Annotated in this window: 14 protein-coding genes; 6 read left to right on the plus strand and 8 right to left on the minus strand. The window is 69.4% G+C overall.

Annotated features, from left to right (window positions below; all coding sequences use genetic code 11):
* Positions 1 to 22: 22 nt before the first annotated feature.
* The gene (locus ACFWN2_RS14270; RefSeq protein ID WP_382427631.1) at positions 23 to 706 is read left to right on the plus strand and encodes a TetR/AcrR family transcriptional regulator; all 684 of its coding nucleotides are present in this window, start codon (positions 23 to 25) and stop codon (positions 704 to 706) included.
* Positions 706 to 1014, plus strand: a complete 309-nt coding sequence (locus tag ACFWN2_RS14275) for a DUF4873 domain-containing protein (RefSeq protein WP_382427632.1) — start codon at positions 706 to 708, stop codon at positions 1012 to 1014. The genes ACFWN2_RS14270 and ACFWN2_RS14275 overlap by 1 nt, the downstream gene beginning before the upstream one ends.
* Here ACFWN2_RS14275 and ACFWN2_RS14280 read toward each other — a convergent pair.
* The 3 genes from ACFWN2_RS14280 to ACFWN2_RS14290 form a co-directional block, all read right to left on the minus strand.
* Positions 1011 to 8501 carry a GEVED domain-containing protein gene (locus ACFWN2_RS14280; RefSeq protein WP_382427633.1) on the minus strand — a complete coding sequence of 2497 codons (7491 nt, stop codon included), beginning with the start codon at positions 8499 to 8501 and terminating at the stop codon, positions 1011 to 1013. The genes ACFWN2_RS14275 and ACFWN2_RS14280 overlap by 4 nt on opposite strands.
* A gap of 193 nt (positions 8502 to 8694) precedes the next feature.
* Positions 8695 to 8919: a DUF3107 domain-containing protein gene (locus tag ACFWN2_RS14285; protein WP_089910556.1), complete on the minus strand. Its 225-nt coding sequence runs from the start codon at positions 8917 to 8919 to the stop codon at positions 8695 to 8697.
* A gap of 43 nt (positions 8920 to 8962) precedes the next feature.
* Positions 8963 to 9604 (minus strand): ferritin-like fold-containing protein, encoded by a 642-nt coding sequence (locus ACFWN2_RS14290; protein ID WP_089909890.1) that lies wholly within the window; start codon positions 9602 to 9604, stop codon positions 8963 to 8965.
* A gap of 170 nt (positions 9605 to 9774) precedes the next feature.
* Between ACFWN2_RS14290 and ACFWN2_RS14295 the strand changes: the two genes are divergently transcribed.
* The 3 genes from ACFWN2_RS14295 to ACFWN2_RS14305 are packed head-to-tail and all read left to right on the plus strand — an operon-like array spanning position 9775 to position 13633.
* Complete coding sequence (locus ACFWN2_RS14295; RefSeq protein WP_382427634.1) at positions 9775 to 11406, plus strand: DEAD/DEAH box helicase; 1632 nt, start codon at positions 9775 to 9777, stop codon at positions 11404 to 11406.
* A 5-nt stretch (positions 11407 to 11411) separates the two neighbouring features.
* Positions 11412 to 12746, plus strand: a complete 1335-nt coding sequence (locus ACFWN2_RS14300) for a hypothetical protein (protein WP_382427636.1) — start codon at positions 11412 to 11414, stop codon at positions 12744 to 12746.
* Between the two features lie 8 nt (positions 12747 to 12754).
* On the plus strand, positions 12755 to 13633 hold the full coding sequence (locus ACFWN2_RS14305; RefSeq protein WP_382427637.1) for an alpha/beta fold hydrolase: 879 nt from the start codon (positions 12755 to 12757) through the stop codon (positions 13631 to 13633).
* On the opposite strand, the gene ACFWN2_RS14310 is transcribed toward ACFWN2_RS14305, so the two are convergent.
* From ACFWN2_RS14310 to ACFWN2_RS14320, 3 genes are all read right to left on the minus strand, one after another.
* Positions 13623 to 13829, minus strand: coding sequence for a hypothetical protein (locus ACFWN2_RS14310; protein WP_382427638.1), 207 nt, complete (start codon positions 13827 to 13829; stop codon positions 13623 to 13625). The genes ACFWN2_RS14305 and ACFWN2_RS14310 overlap by 11 nt on opposite strands.
* An 80-nt stretch (positions 13830 to 13909) precedes the next feature.
* Entirely contained in the window at positions 13910 to 14206 is a 297-nt protein-coding gene (locus ACFWN2_RS14315) for a hypothetical protein (RefSeq protein WP_382427640.1), read from the minus strand.
* A 406-nt stretch (positions 14207 to 14612) separates the two neighbouring features.
* Positions 14613 to 15452, minus strand: a complete 840-nt coding sequence (locus tag ACFWN2_RS14320) for a RecB family exonuclease (protein ID WP_382427642.1) — start codon at positions 15450 to 15452, stop codon at positions 14613 to 14615.
* Positions 15453 to 15494: 42 nt separating this feature from the next.
* Between ACFWN2_RS14320 and ACFWN2_RS14325 the strand changes: the two genes are divergently transcribed.
* The gene (locus ACFWN2_RS14325) at positions 15495 to 15797 is read left to right on the plus strand and encodes an ArsC/Spx/MgsR family protein (protein WP_382427643.1); all 303 of its coding nucleotides are present in this window, start codon (positions 15495 to 15497) and stop codon (positions 15795 to 15797) included.
* Here the strand turns inward: ACFWN2_RS14325 and ACFWN2_RS14330 are convergent.
* Both ACFWN2_RS14330 and ACFWN2_RS14335 read right to left on the minus strand, forming a co-directional pair.
* Positions 15794 to 16465, minus strand: a complete 672-nt coding sequence (locus tag ACFWN2_RS14330; protein ID WP_382427645.1) for a MarC family protein — start codon at positions 16463 to 16465, stop codon at positions 15794 to 15796. The genes ACFWN2_RS14325 and ACFWN2_RS14330 overlap by 4 nt on opposite strands.
* Positions 16419 to 17276, minus strand: coding sequence for a PHP domain-containing protein (locus tag ACFWN2_RS14335; RefSeq protein ID WP_382427647.1), 858 nt, complete (start codon positions 17274 to 17276; stop codon positions 16419 to 16421). The genes ACFWN2_RS14330 and ACFWN2_RS14335 overlap by 47 nt, the downstream gene beginning before the upstream one ends.
* Between the last annotated feature and the right edge of the window lie 31 nt (positions 17277 to 17307).

The following is a 17307-nucleotide window of genomic DNA, read 5'->3' on the forward strand; positions in this document are numbered from 1 at the left end:
TACTTCTGGTAGCGTGCGTCACATGGCACGTACTGTCAAGGGGCCGGACGCGCGACGTGAGCGGTGGAAGGGTCATCGCGAGCAGCGCAGGGCGGAGTTCGTGGAGGCCACGATCGCCGCCGTGGCGAAGAAGGGCCCGGACGTCGGCATGGACGACGTGGCCGCGGAGGCCGGCGTCAGCAAACCCGTGCTGTACAGGCACTTCACCGACAAGTCCGACCTGTACCTGGCGGTGGGCCAGAAGGCGACCGAGGTGCTGATGGACCGGATGGGTCCCGCGCTCGTCGCCGAGGGCTCGATCCGCGACCGCATCGAACGGATCGTGGACGCCTACCTGTCGGTCATCGAGGAGAACCCGAACCTCTACCGGTTCGTCGTGAAGGGCTCGTTCGTCGACCGGCCGGTCGAGAAGGACGTGGTGGCGGAGGACAAGAACCTCATCGCCGCCACCCTGGCCCGCATCATCGGCGACTACCTGCGCGCGTTCGACATGGACTCCGGCGGCGCCGAGCCGTGGGCGCACGCGCTCGTCGGCATGGTGCAGAACGCCGGCGACTGGTGGCTCGACCGCCAGACGATGTCGCGCGCCAACCTGAGCGACTACCTGGCCACGATCATCTGGCACGCCCTCGACGGACTGCTGCGCGCGGCAGGGGTCGAGATCGATCCCGCAACGCCACTCACCCCTCTCAGATTGGTGGACTGATGAGCGAGCACGACGAAGAGGGCTACAGCGGCTCCGCGGTCCTGGTGTTCGGTTCCGACGAGGTCGCCGTCGAGGTCGACCTGCGGGGCTACTTCCAGCCGATCGACGGCCGTTACCACTGGTACGGCCGCGTGAAGGCGAACGACGACGTCACGAGCCGGGTCGAAGGAGGCGCGCGGTCCGCGCTGCTGCGCACCCCCACCGGCGAGGCGGAGGGGACGCTCACCGACCAGGACCCGTGGGGCCGCTACCGGGTCGGTGGCACGTCCACTCCGCCTTACAAGATCGAGGAGCCGGTCGAGCACTAGGCCCGGCGCCTGATCAACACACCCGCCAGCAGCAGGACCAGGCCGAACGCCACCAGTGGCAGCGCAGGGAAGCCGGTCCACGCAATCGGCGAGTCCTGCCGCACCTTCACGGTCGCCGAGCACCTCGGGTCGGAGCCGCCGGGCTTGCAGTTCGAGCCCGGCACGTCCGAGGTCACGACGTTGCGCAGCTCACCGGACCCGGTCGCGGTCACCCAGTACGTGACCGTGGCCGTGGCACCGACCGCCAGCTCACCGGACCAGGTCAGCACCGGTGCCGCGAACGTGCCCGCGTCGGTGCCGCCCCAGTTCGCGTGCTTCAGCACGTCGGCCAGCGAGTCGGTGAACGACGCGTCGACCGGCGTCTGACCCGTGTTCCTGACGGTCACGGTGTAGGTGATCCGGTCGCCCGGCTTCGCCTCGGCGCGGTCCGCCTTCTTCACGATCTCCACGCCCGACACCGGGGTCTCGGTGCCGCACTCCTCACCGGGGCAGTTCGACGGCGTGTCGGACGTGACCACGTTGCGCAGCACGAAGTCGCCGGTCGGCGGGTCGTTCACCCGCACCCGGTAGGTGACCGACTTCGTGGCCCCGATCGCGAGTTCGCCGGTCCACGTCAGCTTCGGCTTGGAGAACACACCGGCACTCGTGTCCACAAAGGACGCGTCGTCGAGCACGCCGCTCAGGTCGTCCACGAAGCTCGCCGCCGGCAACGCCGTCTGGCCGGTGTTCGTGACCGTCACGGTGTAGGCGACGAGGTCACCGGGCTTCGCGGAGGTCGTGTCGGCCTTCTTCACGATCTCCAGCCGCGGCACCAGCACCTCGACCGCGCAGCCGTCGCGGCAGTTCGAGCCCGGGGTGTCGGACGTGACGACGTTCTTCAGCCGCAGGTCGCCCTTGCTCGTGACGGTCACCGAGTACCTGACCGTCGCCTCCGCGCCCTGGCCGAGCGTGCCCTTCCACGTCAGCTTCGGCTCGGCGTAGGTCGCGAAGCCCGAGGTCGACGCCGCGTCACCGTTGTAGGTGGCGTCGTCGAGCACCTCGGTCATGTCGTCGACGAACGTGGCGTCCTGCAGCACCGTGGCGCCGGTGTTCTTGACGGTGATCGTGTAGGTGACCTTCTCGCCGGGCCTGGCCTCGGTCCGGTCGGCCTTCTTCACGATCTGGAAGCCGGCGACCGGGGTGTCTGTGGTGCAGCCGTCCGAGCAGTCGGTCTCCGGCACGTCCGACGTCACGGCGTTCTTGAGCCGCTTGTCGCCGTCACCGGTCACCTTCACCGAGTACGTGATCGTCACCGACTCGCCGACGGCCAGGTCGCCCGTCCACGTCAGCACGGGCGAGGTGAACGTGCCCGCGCTCGTGCCGATCCACGTGGCGTCGTCCAGCACACCGGACAGGTCGTCGGTGACGGAGATTCCACTGTGGACCGTCTTGCCGGTGTTGGTGACCGTGAGGGTGTACGTGACGGTGTCACCCGGCTTGGTCATCTCCGGTTCGGCCTTCTTCACCAGCTTCAGCCCTGCGATCGGCGTCACCGTCGTGCACTCGACGCACTTGCCGCCCGGCGTCTTCGTCGTCACGACGTTGTCCAGGCTGAAGTCGCCGCCCACCGGGTTGTTCACCTTGACCTTGTACGTCACGGTCACCGAGGCGCCGACCTTGAGATCACCGGTCCACGTCAGCACGGGCGAGGCGAACGTGCCCGCACTCGTGCCACCCCAGGTCGCGTCGTCGAGGACCTTGCTCAGGTCGTCGGTGAACGAGGCACCGATCAGGTCGGTCTGACCGGTGTTCACGACCTCGATCTTGTACGTGACCGTGTCACCGGGCCCGGCCGACTTCACGTCGACCGACTTGCGGACCTCCATGCCCGGCAACGGCGTCGAGGTCGAACACTTCGGATCATCAGACCCCGGCGGGCAGTTGCCACCGGGCGCGTCCGAGGTGACGACGTTGTTCAGCCGGTGGTCGCCGGCCGCGGTCACCTTCACCGAGTAGGTGATGACGGCCTCGGACCCGATCGGCAGGTCACCGGTCCACGTCAGCTTCGGCGCCGCGTAAGCGACTTCGCCCACCGTCGTCGCCGCGTCGTCGTTCCACGTCGCGTCGTCCAGAACACCGGTCAGGTCGTCGCTGAACGAGGCCTTCTGTGCGGTCTGGCCGGTGTTCTTCACCGTCACCGTGTAGGTCACGACGTCACCCGGCACCGGCTTGTCCGGCGAGACCTTCTTCTCGATCGCGAGGCCCGCCACCGGGGTGTCGGTCGTGCAGCCCTCCGAGCAGTCCGTGCCCGGGGTCTCCGACGACACCACGTTCTTCAGCCGCTTGTCCCCCGCACCCGTGACCTTCACCGAGTACGTGACCGTCACCGACGCGCCGACCGCGAGATCACCGGTCCACGTCAGCTTCGGCGCCGCGAACGACACCGAACCCGCTGAAGCGGCCTGATCACCGGTCCAGGTCGCGTCGTCCAGCACACCGGACAGGTCGTCGGCCACAGAGATTCCACTGTGGACAGTTTGACCGGTGTTGCTGATCGTCACGGTGTACTTGACGGTGTCACCGGGTTTCGTCGTGGCCGGCTCGGACTTCTTCACCAGCTTCAGCGCAGCGACCGGGGTGTCCGTCGTGCAGCCGTCGGCGCAGTTGTTGCCCGGCGTCTCGGACGTGACGACGTTCTTCAGCCGCTTGTCGCCGTTGCCGGTGACCTTCACCGTGTACGTGATGGTCGCCGTCTCGCCCACCGCGAGCTGTCCCGACCAGGTCAGCACGGGCGAGACGAACGTGCCCGCGCTCGTGCCGACCCACGTGGCGTCGTCCAGCACGCCGGTCAGGTCGTCGCGGAACGACGCGTCGAGCACGGTCTTGCCGGTGTTTCGCACGGTCACCGTGTACTTGACGGTGTCGCCGGGCTTGGTCGACGTGGGCTCCGCGGTCTTCTTGATCTCCACACCGGACACCGGCGTGGTGGTCGTGCAGTTCGGCACGCAGTTGTTGCCGGGGGTGTCGGACGTGACGACGTTCGTCAACTGGTGATCACCCTTGCCGGTCACGACGACCGTGTACTTGATGGTCGCGGAGCCGCCGATCGGCAGCACCCCGTTCCACGTCAGCACGGGCGAGGCGAACGTGCCCGCGCTCGTGCCGCCCCAGGTCGCGTCGTCGAGGACCTGGGTCAGGTCGTCGCGGAACGACGCGTTCAGCTCGGTCTGGCCCGTGTTCCGGACGGTCACGGTGTAGGTGACGGTGTCGCCGGGGTTCGCCGACTTCCGGTCGACCTCCTTCACGATCTCCATGCCGGGCAACGGGGTCGTCGTGCCGCAGCGGGGATCCGTCGAGCCCGGCGGGCAGTTGCCGGGAACCTCGGTGCTGACGCGGTTGACCAGCTTGTGGTCACCCTTGATCGGGTCGTTGACGCGGACCACGTACGTCACCGTGGCCGTGGCCCCGATCGCGAGGTCACCGGTCCACGTCAACGTCGGTGCCACGAGCGCGACCGTGCCCGGAGTCGCCTGCCCGGACACCCAGGTGGCGTCGTCGAGCACGCCGGACAGGTCGTCCGTCACCTTCGCGCCGGTCAGCGGCACCTGGCCGGTGTTGGTGATCGTCACGGTGTAGGTGACCGAGTCACCGGGGTTCGCGGACTTCCGGTCGGCCTTCTTCTCGATCGTCAGTTCACGGCCGGGCGTCTCGGTGCTGCACGACGGGTCCTTCGACCCCGGCGGGCAGTTGTTGCCGGGCGTGTCCGAGGTGATCCTGTTGTTGAGCCGCTTGTCGCCGGGGTTCGGGTCCTTGACCGTCACCGTGTAGGTGATCGTGGCGACGGCCCCGATCGGCAGGTCGCCCTTCCACTCCAGCCTCGGCCACACCAGCGTGACGGCGCCGATCGTGGCCTGCGCGTCGTCGTTGTAGCGGGCGTCGTCCAGCACCTGCGTCAGGTCGTCGGTGAACGACGCTCCCGTGTGGACGGTCTGGCCGGTGTTGGTGACCTTGATCGTGTAGGTCACGGTGTCGCCGGGCACGACCTGGTCGCGGTCGTCGGACTTCTCGATCCGCAGCCCCGCGATCGGCGTGCTGGTCGAGCACTTGTCGCCACCGGGGCAGTTCGCGCCGGGCGTGGTCGAGGTGATCACGTTGTCCAGCTTGAAGTCCGCCGGGTCGCCGACCTTCACGGTGTAGGTGACGGTCGCCGTGCCGCCGGCCGCGAGGTCACCGGTCCACGTCAGCTTCGGTGCCGTGAAGGACGCGGAACCCGTCGAGGCCTCTGCGGACACCCACTCGGCGTCGTCCAGCACCTTCGTCAGGTCGTCGATGAAGGTCGCGCCCTGCAACGGAGTCTTGCCGGAGTTCCGCACGGTCACCGTGTACTTGACCGTGTCGCCGGGCTTGGCGGACTGCCGGTCGACGGCCTTCTCGAACTCGACACCGGACACCGGAGTCGTGGTCGTGCAGTTCGGCACGCAGTTGTTGCCGGGCGTCTCCGAGGTGACGACGTTCGTGAGCTGCTTGTCGCCCTTGCCGGTCACGACCACGGTGTACGTGACCGTCGCCGCCTCGCCGGGCGCCAGCGCACCGGTCCAGGTCAGCGTCGGGGCCGCGAAGTTCGCCGTACCGCTCGACGCGGTGACCGAACCCCAGGTCGCGTCGTCGAGCACCTGCGTCAGGTCGTCGGCGAACGACGGGGTCAGCGCCGTCTTGCCGGTGTTCCGCACGGTGACCGTGTACTTCACGGTGTCGCCGGGGTTCGCCGACTGCCGGTCGACCTCCTTCTTGATCTCCACCCCGGAGACCGGCGTCGAGGTGCGGCAGTCGGCGTCGGTCGAGTCCGGCGGGCAGTTGGTGCCGGGCGTGGTGGACGTGATCACGTTGTCCAGCAGGTGATCGCCCTTGCCGGTCACCTTCACCGAGTACGTGATGGTGGCCGAGCCGCCGACCGCGAGCGAACCGGTCCACGTGAGCACGGGCGAGGTGAACGTGCCCGCGCTGGTGCCGATCCAGTCCGCGTCGTCCAGCACCTTCGCCAGGTCGTCGGAGAAAGTGGCGTTCAACGAGGTCTTGCCGGTGTTGGTGACCTTGACCGTGTACGTGACGGTGTCACCGGGGTTGGCGGACTGCCGGTCGACGGACTTCTCGATCTTCAGGCCCGCGACCGGTGTGGTCGTGCCGCACTTCGGATCGGTCGACCCCGGCGGGCAGTTGCCACCCGGTGTGGTGGACGTGATCGCGTTGTCCAGCTGGAAGTCGCCCTTGACGGGGTTGGTGACGCGCAGCGTGTACGTGACGGTCGCGGAGCCGCCGATCGGCAGGTTGCCGGTCCAGGTCAGCTTCGGCGCGACGAACTCCGCGGTGCCCGAGGAGGCCTGCGCCGACACCCACTGCGCGTCGTCCAGCACCTTCGCCAGGTCGTCGGTGAAAGTGGCGCCCTGCCAAGGAGTCTTGCCCGTGTTCGTGACGGTGACGGTGTACGTCACGGTCTCGCCGGGGTTCACCGACTGCTTGTCGGCCTTCTTCTCGAAGGTGATGCCGGAGACCGGGGTCTCGGTCGTGCAGGACGGCACGCAGTTGTTGCCCGGCGTGTCCGACGTGACGACGTTCGTCAGCTGCTTGTCGCCCTTGCCTGTCACGACCACGGTGTAGGTGACCGTCGCCGACGCGCCGACGGCCAGCGCGCCCGTCCAGGTCAGCTTCGGGGAGACGAAGTTCGCGGTACCGCTGGACGCCGTCGCGGAGCCCCAGGTCGCGTCGTCGAGCACCTTGGTCAGGTCGTCGGCGAACATCGCGTTCAGCTGCGTCTTGCCGGTGTTGGTGACCTTGACGGTGTACTTCACCGTGTCACCGGGGTTCGCGGACTGCCGGTCGACGGACTTCTCGATCTTCACGCCCGGTGTGTTCACCGTGGTCGAGCAGTCGGGGTCGGTCGAGCCGAGCAGGCAGTTGCCGGCGCTGCTGACGACGACGTTGCGCAACTGGTGGTCGCCGGTGATCGGGTTCGTGACCGTGACGGAGTACGTCAGCGTGACGGTCTTGCCCTTGCCGATGTCCCCGGACCACGTCAGTTTCGGTGCGGTGTAGGAGATCGAGCCCGAGGTGGCGGCCTGGTCGTTGTTGAACGTCGCGTCGTCCAGGACCTGCGTCAGGTCGTCCGAGACGCTCAGGCCGGTGATGTCGGTGGCGCCGGAGTTGGTGATGGTGACCGTGTACGGCACCTGCTCGCCGGGGTTCGCCGTGGTCTTTGTCGTGGACTTCTTGATGTCCAGGCACTCGACCGGCAGGCGGTAGTCCTCGACCTCACCGCTGTCCGCGAGGCCCTTCTCGTTGCGCACCTGGTCGACGTTGTAGCTCGCCCGGAAGCGCGCGTAGGTGTTGCCGCACCTGATGCTCCCCGGAATCTTCCACGTGACCGTGACCGAGGTGGCACCGGCCGGGAAGTCCGTGCAGGCGCGTTCGTTGCCGCTGTCGAACGTGTCGTTGCCGTTGAAGTCGATCCATGCGCAGGTTCGACCTGGTTGCGAAGCGCCGGACAAGGCCACCCGCACCGAGTAGTCCTCGCCCGCGTCCGACCTGGCGAGGCGCGGGAACGCCGCCACGCCGTCGTCGAGGTCGTCGCCGTTGGGCAGGTTGTTGTCCGCGCCGGCCGCCACCGCCTTGGGGCTCGGCGTCGTGTTGCCGGTGTTGATCGTCGCCGGGTTGTCGGCCGACACGCCCGAGCCCATCACCAGATCGCTGATGGTGTGGCTCGCGGCGGAACCGGCGTCGTAGCTCGCGGGCGCGTCGCCGAAGTCCTCGTCCACGGAGACGCCCGCGACGTAGAAGTCGTCGGTCGCGGTGCTGCTGTTGGTGAGCATGTCGACCTGGAAGCTCACGGAGCTGATCGTGCCGTTGAGCTTCACGCTGCCGCACGACGCGGGCGCCAGCCTCGCGCCGTTGGAGTTGCACAGCACGTTGAGGTTGCGGTTCGGGGCCTCGATGCGGGTGCCGTTCTGGCCGATCGTCATGTTCGTCGCGCCCGCGAGCGGCCCGTCGAGCGTCACTCCCGGCGTGGTCAGCGTGTGGGCGACGTGCGTGCTGCCGGTGTTGCCGACGGTCGCGCCACTGCCGGCGATGTGCAGCACCGGGTCGCGCACCGGCCGGTTGAACGAGAACGTCAGCGTGCCGCGGTTGAAGCAGTCGACGAACCCCGCGCAGCCCGCTGACGCCGCCGTCAGGCCGATGAGCGCCGTGTTCGCCGGGATCTGCGGCCGGAAGTTGCCGGGCACCGCTCCCCGGTCACCGGGTGGCGAGTTCAGCGTGGTCAGCCGCAGGTTCGCCCCGGACACCGAGGCCGTGACCTGGGTGCCGGACGACAGCGTGGAACGCGCGGAGGCGTTGGCCGCGGGCAGCGCCGAGGACGTGGACCACGACCCGGCGGCGTGCGACTGGTAGGCCTGCGCGGGCAGCGAGAACGTGGTCGCCGAAACCACGAGCAACAGAGCCAGCAGGGCGGCGCGCATAGCACTCCTCAGCAGCGTGACGACTCCGTCACGCTAGGTGCATGCAAACGCTCCTACCAGCGCATTCACCGCTTCAGGCGACCTCGACGCATGGCCGGAATGCGGGTTCGCCGACCTTGTCCGATACTGCGCCGTTCTCGAAATGGGAAGGGCCCCGGTCGTGGTGACCGGGGCCCTTCTCCGCTCTGACGACTCAGGCGCCGAACCCGACCCTGCGCGAGTCCTGCGGGCCGATCTCCACGTACGCGACGCGGCCAGCGGGCACGACGAAACGCGCGCCCTTGGCGTCCACCAGCGTCAGCACGCTCGACTTGCCGGACACCGCGTCCGCCACCAGGGACTCGACCTCGGACGGGTTGAGCTCACTGGTCACGACGAGTTCGCGCCCGCTGTCCGCGACGCCGATCCTGACCTCCACGCTGACCTCCGTGCTCAAGAGAAAAATCTAGGGCCGAGCCTACCTAGCCGAGACCCAGCTGCGTCATGCGCCGCGCGTGCGACTGCTGAAGCCGGCGGAACAGCTGACCGATCCCCGCGAGGTCTCCCGACCCCCGCACGATGAGCTCCGAGAGCCCGTCCCGCTCCGCCACCACGTACTGGGCCTGCGTCAACGCTTCTCCGAGGAGCCTGCGGCCCCACAGCGCGAGCCGGTCGCGGACCCGCGGATCGGACTCGACGGCGGCCAGGACTTCGCGTTCAGCGAACGCCGAGTGTCCCGTGTCGGCGAGCACGTGGAGCACCAGCTCCTTGGTCGGCTCGTCGAGCCAGTTCGCCACCTCGCGGTAGAAGTCGGCCGCCAGCCCGTCGCCGACGTACGCCTTCACGAGCGACTCGAGCCACGACTTGGGGCTCGTCGACTCGTGGAACGCGTCGAAGCCCTTCACGAACGGCGCCATCGCGTCCTCGACGGCGATGCCCTCGGCGGCGAGGTGCTTCTGCAGCAGTGTGAAGTGCCCGATCTCCGCCGCGGCCATCTGCGCGAGCGCGGCACGGCCCGCCAGCGTCGGCGCCGTGCGCGAGTCCTCCGTCATCCGGTCGAAAGCCGAGAGCTCGCCATATGCAAGCGCTCCCAGAAGATCGACAACACCCTCCGCAACACCCATGAGACCGAACTCTAGTGGTCAAATGTGTCTTGCCAGGTAGAATGGGCCCCGGACGCCCGGCGTGACGAGTGTGACGACCACGCTGCGCGGCGTTGAAATGGTGCGCGTACACCTTTCCCGCAGCTGATTTCGGAGCGCGGTCGAGAGGCCCGGCCAGGGCTCGTACGCGCTTGGTACGAGAGAGGCTGATCACCCTGACCGCTGAAGTAGAAGCACATCTGGACCCGGTTCTCCTGGAACACAGCGAGGCCGGCGCCACCGAAGAAGACACGTCGCACCCGCTGCTGGCAGACGCCCCGGTGCAGACCGAATCCCCCACGTTCGCCGAGCTCGGAGTGCGCGACGAGATCGTCAAGGCGCTCAGCGAGGCCGGCATCGAGCGCACCTTCGCCATCCAGGAGCTCACGCTCCCGATCGCGCTCGCCGGTGACGACGTCATCGGCCAGGCGCGCACCGGCACCGGCAAGACCCTCGGGTTCGGCGTGCCGCTGCTGCACCGCGTCGACCTGCCCGGCGACGGCACCCCGCAGGCCCTCGTGGTCGTGCCCACCCGTGAGCTGTGCCTCCAGGTCGCGCACGACCTCACCGACGCGTCGAAGCACCTCGACCTGAAGGTCGCGGCGATCTACGGCGGTATCCCCTACGAGCGGCAGATCGCGCAGCTCCGCAAGGGCGTGGACGTCGTCATCGGCACGCCCGGCCGCCTGCTCGACCTGGCCGAACAGCGCCACCTGGTGCTCGGCAAGGTCCGCATGCTCGTGCTGGACGAGGCCGACGAGATGCTCGACCTGGGCTTTCTGCCCGACATCGAGCGCATCCTGAACATGGTCCCGGACGAGCGGCAGACGATGCTGTTCAGCGCGACCATGCCGGGCCCGATCATCACGCTGGCCCGCACGTTCCTGAACCAGCCGACGCACATCCGTGCCGAGGAGAACGACGCCGGCCAGACGCACGAGAACACCTCGCAGTTCGTCTACCGCGCGCACTCGATGGACAAGCCGGAGATGCTCGCCCGTGCGCTGCAGGCGCGTGGCCGGGGTCTGACGATGGTCTTCGCGCGGACCAAGCGGACCGCGCAGAAGGTCGCCGACGACCTGACCGAACGCGGGTTCGCCGCGGCCGCCGTGCACGGTGACCTGGGCCAGGGCGCGCGCGAGAAGGCGCTGCGGGCGTTCCGCGCCGGCAAGGTCGACGTGCTGGTCGCCACCGACGTCGCCGCGCGCGGCATCGACATCGACGACGTGACGCACGTCATCAACTACCAGTGCCCCGAGGACGAGAAGACGTACGTGCACCGCATCGGCCGCACGGGCCGTGCCGGGCGCACGGGTGTCGCGGTCACGTTCGTCGACTGGGACGAGACGAACCGCTGGCAGGTCGTCAACGACCTGCTCGGCCTCGGCGCGCCGCTGCCGGTGGAGACGTACTCCACGTCCGACCACCTGTTCTACGACCTGGACATCCCGTCCGGGTCCACGGGCAGGTTGCCGCTGAGCCACCGCACCCGCGCGGGCCTCGACGCCGAAGAGGAGGAGCAGCTCGACACGGGCAAGCGCAAGCGCCGCACCCGTCGTCCCGGCTCCTCCCGTTCCGACGGCGAGCAGGCCGCGGAGGCGAACGAGGAGACCAGGCCGAAGCGGAGCCGTTCGCGCACGCGCAGCCGTGCCGGCGTGACGCAGGAGGGCGGTGAGCAGGCGCAGTCGGCTCCCGAGGGCGCCGAGAAGTCCGCCTCCGACAAGCCGCGCAGGCGCCGTCGTCGCCGAAGCTCTGCCGAACAGGCCGCTCCTTCGGCAGACTGATCACCATGTCGTCCCCCGGTTCCGACGTCACCGACGTCGAGGACGTCCTCGACGAGCCCGCGCACGAGACCGCGCCGCCCGTCGAGGAACGTCCGCCCGCCCGGTCCTGGCGCACCCGCGCCGACTTCATCGCGGTCGCCTTGATCGCGGTGGTGTCGGTGGTGGCGTCGGTCCTGACGTGGGCTTTCAGCGATGCTCGCGCCACGACGTCGGTCACCGGGCCGTCGTCGTGGGCGCCGCTGCCCGAGGTGGCCACGCTGCCGCCGTCGCTCGCCGAGGTGTGGCGCGCGAAGAGCGGCGCGTCGCTGTCGCCCGTGGTCGTGCAGACGCCGTCGAAGGACACCGGCGAGGAGAAGCCCTCGACGGTCGTGACCGGGGACGGCGGCGAGGTCAGCGGGCGCGACCCGTTGACCGGCGACGTGCGGTGGACGTACAAGCGCGATCTGTCGTTGTGCGTGGTCAGCTCGGCGTGGGGCCGGGCGATGGCCCTGTACTCCAAGGGCGAGAACTGCTCGGAGCTCACGTCGCTCGACGGCGTGACCGGCGAGCGGCGGGCGCAGCGCAACGGCGACGCGGAACCGGGCACGGCACTGCTCAACGAGGGTTCGCACCTGATCACGACCGGCTCGAAGTTCGTCGAGGTCTACCGGCGCGACGACCTGGTGCGCTCGCTCGAGTACGGCGCCCTGCGGGCGATCGTGAACCCCGGCAAGCAGCCGCGCGTCGGCTGCGCGTACGGCTCGGTGGCCGTGGCGTCCGGGAAGTTCGCGATGGTCGAGCGCTGCCCCGACGACTCGTCGGACCGCGTGACGATCCTCAAGCCGAACCCCGACAAGTCCGACGAGCCCAAGGTGTTCGGCAGCGCCATCACCGGCGCGAGGAACGCGCAGATCGTGGCCATCACGGAAAAGCTCGTCGCCGTGGCCGTGCCGAACCCGAGCCGGCTGCTGATCTACGACGCCGAGACCGGCAACCAGGTGAACGAGGCGCAGATCGACGTCCCCGCCGCCGACTTCACCGACCCGCCGAACCACGTGGCGCGCGTCTTCACGACCAAGACGAACGCCTTCTGGTTCACCGGTTCCCGCACGATCTCGCTGTCGCTGGAGACGCTCACTCCACTGTGGACGGCCGAGGGCACCCTGGGCGCCGGCACGACGCTGGCGGGCCGCGCGGTCATCCCGGTGCAGGAGGGACTGCGCGTGTACGAGCAGGCCACCGGCGCCGTGGTCGGCACGATCCGCCTGGACCGCGAGGGCCACACGGGCCCTGTGCAACTCGCCACAGCCGGTCCGGTCGTGCTCGAGCAGCGTGGCGAAACCCTGATCGCGCTGCGATAGTTCAGCTCGTGTACTCGCAGATCAGCCCGCACCGGGCGCAACGCGTCGACTTCCAGGGCCGCTACGGCACCATCGCGGCGCTGCGCGCACCGGCGGTGGGCGACGACGCGATGCGCACGACCGTGCTGCTCGTCCCGGGCTACACGGGGTCCAAAGAGGACTTCGCCCCGATGCTCGACCCGATCGCGGACGCGGGCTTCGAGGTCCTGGCCCTGGACCTCCCCGGCCAGCAGGACTCGGCGGGCCCGGACGACGAGGCGCTCTACCGCCCAGGCCCGCTGGGAACGGTGATCGCCGAGCTGATCGGCAAGATCGCGGCGGACGGCCGCAAAGTGCTGCTGCTGGGCCATTCCTACGGCGGCCTCGTCTGCCGGGCCGCAGCCTTCGCGGGAGCCCCGATCGCGGGCCTGACGCTGATGTCGACGGGCCCGTCGGAACTCCCGGCAGGCGAACGCCGCACCGTCCTGGAGGTCGGCGAACACGTGCTGGCCGAGCAGGGCGTAGAAGGCACCCAGAAGCTGAACGAACTGCGCTCCCAGCAGAACCCGGCGTACGCGGTCCTCCCGCAGGAACTGAAGGACTTCTACCGCAGCAGGTTCCTCAAGTCGAAGGCGGCGTCGCTCCTCGGCATGGGCAACGGCCTGCGCTTCGAACCGGACCAGGTGGCCAAGCTCGCCCGCACCCTCCGCTCGTCCGGCACCCCGTGCCTCGTGGTGTGCGGCGACGCGGACGACGCCTGGACCCCCGCCGCCCAGCGCGACATGGCGGAGCGGCTGGACGCGGACTTCGCCGTGTTGCCGGGCGTGATGCACTCCCCGAACACCGAGGCTCCGCTGGACCTCATCGCCACTCTGCTGCCCACGTGGAGGGCTTGGCTCACGTCGTGAGCGGACGCGTCCTGAGCGGGAGCACGTCCCGAGCGGGTGCGGTCGCCTTGTGGGCGGGCGCGTGCTGGGCGGGCACGTCCCGAGCGGGCACGTCCCGAGCGGGCACGTCCCGAGCGGGCACGTCCCGAGCGGGCACGTCCCGAGCGGGCACGTCCTGAGCGGGCACGTCCTGAGCGGGCACGTCCCGAGCGGGCACGTCCTGAGCCGGAGCACGTCCCGAGCGGGTGCGGTCACCTTGTAGGCGGGCGCGCCAACGGCCTCGGCCTCAACGGCGGGCTAGGCCCACCAGAACGTCCACAGCGTCACGCCGGTGACCACGAGCACCGCGAACGAGGCGACCGGCGCCTTCCAGTCCGCGTACCGGTCGGCCACGATCTGCGCCGCCACCACCAGCAACGCCGCCACCACGTGCGCGACCACGGACAACGTGCCGGGCCCCGGCAGGTCGCGGGAGTTCGCGTAGAACTGGACGCCGATGTTCCCCAGGGCGAGCAGCACCAAGCCCACCGCGAGCACACCGCTCACGGCGCGCAGGATTCCGTAGGTCCGCGGCGGCCGCTTTGCTGCTTCCACTTCCACTCCCGCCACCCTACGGGTCCAGGGGTGCGCGGGCAGTCATGACCCGGACGGCCCCTGCCACGGCTACGGCAAAAGCCGCACCCCGGGCACCCTTCCGGGCCAGGCGGCCGAGCCGGGGACGGACGGCAAGCCGAGCCGCCGGCAACCTGGGGCCCGCAAGAGACAGCAGCGGCAGCGGCGAGAGAGGCAGCGGCAGCACGGCCAGGCTCCCCCGCGCGCTTCCTTGTCACGCAACGATCGAAACGCATCTTCGGTTCCCGGCTGTCCACAGGCTACCGATCGCACGGTAACCGCAGGTCAGAAAGCCGCAGCCTGTGGACAACTCGCGATCATGACGACGAGCCCGCCGTCCCAGATCCCCCGGCGCCCTCGAACCGAGCCAACACCAGCGACCAGGCCCCTACGGAGCCAGCAACGCCCACGGGTCCAACGAAGGCGCAGCCGCCTGCCCCTCCGCACAGCTCCGCCGAAAATCGCACCACTGACACTGCCGCCCCGTGACCGGCGGAAAAAGTACCTCCCGGTCCCCACCGGCCTTCAACGTCTCGGTGGCGAGGTCGATCTCGTCCGCGGCCTCCTCCGCCCGCCGCACGTGCCGCGCCAGCGACTCCTCCGTGTGCTCCCACACGGCGATCGAGCCGGACGGCAGGTGGTGCAGTTCGACGCGGCGGCACGGCTTGCGCAGGGTTCGGCGGGCTGCGAGCGCGTAGAGGGCGAGGGCCTGGGAGCCTCGGGCGTCGTCGGAGGTGAGGACGTGGCGGCCGGTCTTGTAGTCGACGATGACCAGTTCGCCGTCGCGGTGGTCGATGCGGTCGACGCGGCCCTCTGCGACGATGCGCTCGGTGGGTGAGGACACCCAGCGTTCCACGCCCAGCGGTTCGAAGTCGACGTCCAGCGACGAGACGTACTCGTGGACCCAGCCCTGGGCTCGGGTGCGGTATTCGGCGGCCTGGTCGACGTCGCGGAAGCCCTCGGACTTCCACTGGCGCGTCACCAGTGCCACGGCCTGGTCCGGGGTGCGGCGGTCAGGTGGCAGGTCGAACAGGGCCTTCAGGGCGTTGTGCACCACGGCGCCCAGCGTGTTGTGCGCCCAGGCGCCGCCTCGTGGTGGTGAGGGGCGGTCGAGGTACGTCATCCGGAAGCGGCGCGGGCAGTCCGTCCACGTCGCGAGCTTCGCGGGCGTGACGCGCACGAGCCGGCGTGGAGCGGCGGTGCCGAAGTCGAAGCCGAGTTGTTCCACCCCGGCCAAGTTACTCAGGCACCCTGACAGAAAATGCACCGCATGGAGATCTGGCACAACCCGCGCTGTTCCAAGAGCCGCGCGGCCAAGCAGCGCCTGGACGACAGCGGCGTCGAGTACACCGAACGGCGCTACCTCGACGACGCGCCCACCGCCGACGAGCTCGACCACGTCCTCACCCTGCTGGACAAACAGCCCTGGGAGATCGCGCGCACCAAGGAAGCCGCGTACCCGAAGGGCCTCGAACACGACCGCGCGAAGTGGATCGCGCACATGGTCGCCAACCCGAGCCTCATCGAGCGCCCGATCATCATCGACGGCGACCAGGCGCGCATCGAGCGTTAGACGCCCGAGGTGATGAACCCCTGCACGGACGACGCGACGAGCTGCACGGCGATCGCGGCCAGCAGCAGACCGGCGATCTTGGCCATCAGCAGGATCCCGCTCTCCTTGAACACCTTGATCAGCAGGCCGGCGGACCGCAGCGTCCCCAGCAGCACGAGGTGCACGGCCACGATCGCGGCGGCCAGGGCGAAGTAGGAGCCCCAGCCGTCGGCCTGGCGCACGAACACGATCGTCGCCGCGATCGCACCGGGCCCGGCCAGCAGCGGCGTTCCCAGCGGCACGAGGGCGATGTTCACGTCCTCGACCTCGGGATGCTGGGTGGCGCCCTTGCCGGTCAGCAGGTCCAGGGCGATCAGCAACAGCAGCAGCCCGCCCGCGCCCTGCAGCGCGGGGATGCCGATGTGCATGTACGCCAGGATCGAGTTGCCGGCGACGGCGAACAGCGTGATCACCAGGAACGACACCAGCACGCCCTGCCGCGCCGCCCTCTTGCGGGCCTCGCGCGACTTGCGACCCACCAGGCCCAGGAAGACGGGCACGGTGCCCGGCGGGTCCATGATCACCAGCAGGGTGATCGACGCCTCGATGAACAGCCGCAGGTTGAACACGCCGAGCTCCGCCCTATCCGACGAGGATCTTGCAGCCTGTCGCCCTCTCGGCCAGAGCATCCAGCATCTCCGGTGCCGTCGTCTCCGCGCCGAGCCGCACCGTCTTGTTCGTGCCGTGGTAGTCACTCGACCCGGTGACGACCAGGCCCAGCGAGTCGGCGAGCGAGCGCAGCGACCTGCGCGTCTCCTCGTCGTGGTCGGGGTGGTCGACCTCGACACCGGCCAGGCCGATCGAGGCCAGCGACTGCACGACCGACGGCGCCACGACGGGGCCGCGGGAGCGGGCGAACGGGTGGGCGAGCACGGTCACGCCGCCGGCCTCGGTGATCATCTCGATGGCGCGCTCGACGGGGGTGTCGGTGCGGCCCACGTAGTACTGGCCGCCGGTCAGGAACGTCGCGAACGCCTCGTCGACCGACGTCACCACGCCGGCGCGGATCAGTGCCTGGGCGAGGTGCGGGCGTCCGGCCGGCGCGTCGAACGGCAGGCGGGACATCAGGTCGACAGGGTCGATCGGGAAGCCGTCGGCCTGCATCATCTCGGCCATCTTCTGCAGTCGCGAACGCCGCTCTTCACGCAGGCGTGACTGCTCCTTCATCAACATGGCGTGCGTCGGGTCGTACAGGTACGCCAGCAGATGAACGGTGATGGTGCGGCCGTAGCCGTCGGCGGAGGAGCACGAGAGCTCCGCGCCGCGCACGAGGCGCAGGCCCGACGGCAGCGCGGCCTCGGCCTCCGCCCACCCGGCCGCCGTGTCGTGGTCCGTGATGGCCACCGCGTCGAGTCCCGCGAGGGCGGCTGCCCTCACGAGATCCGCGGGGCTGTCGGTGCCGTCGGACTCGGACGAATGGGTGTGCAGATCGATGACCACGTCGTCCAGTGTGGACGACGTGGTGAACGAC

The sequence above is a fragment of the Lentzea sp. NPDC058436 genome, assembly GCF_042721515.1.
Taxonomy (GTDB): domain Bacteria; phylum Actinomycetota; class Actinomycetes; order Mycobacteriales; family Pseudonocardiaceae; genus Lentzea.

What these genes read in the sequence shown, in the direction of transcription:
- ACFWN2_RS14270 (WP_382427631.1), top strand. Translation starts at nt 23, where the DNA reads ATGGCACGTACTGTCAAGGGGCCGGACGCGCGACGTGAGCGGTGGAAG.
- ACFWN2_RS14275 (WP_382427632.1), top strand. Translation starts at nt 706, where the DNA reads ATGAGCGAGCACGACGAAGAGGGCTACAGCGGCTCCGCGGTCCTGGTG.
- ACFWN2_RS14280 (WP_382427633.1), bottom strand. Translation starts at nt 8,501, where the DNA reads ATGCGCGCCGCCCTGCTGGCTCTGTTGCTCGTGGTTTCGGCGACCACG.
- ACFWN2_RS14290 (WP_089909890.1), bottom strand. Translation starts at nt 9,604, where the DNA reads ATGGGTGTTGCGGAGGGTGTTGTCGATCTTCTGGGAGCGCTTGCATAT.
- ACFWN2_RS14300 (WP_382427636.1), top strand. Translation starts at nt 11,412, where the DNA reads ATGTCGTCCCCCGGTTCCGACGTCACCGACGTCGAGGACGTCCTCGAC.
- ACFWN2_RS14325 (WP_382427643.1), top strand. Translation starts at nt 15,495, where the DNA reads ATGGAGATCTGGCACAACCCGCGCTGTTCCAAGAGCCGCGCGGCCAAG.
- ACFWN2_RS14330 (WP_382427645.1), bottom strand. Translation starts at nt 16,465, where the DNA reads ATGCTCTGGCCGAGAGGGCGACAGGCTGCAAGATCCTCGTCGGATAGG.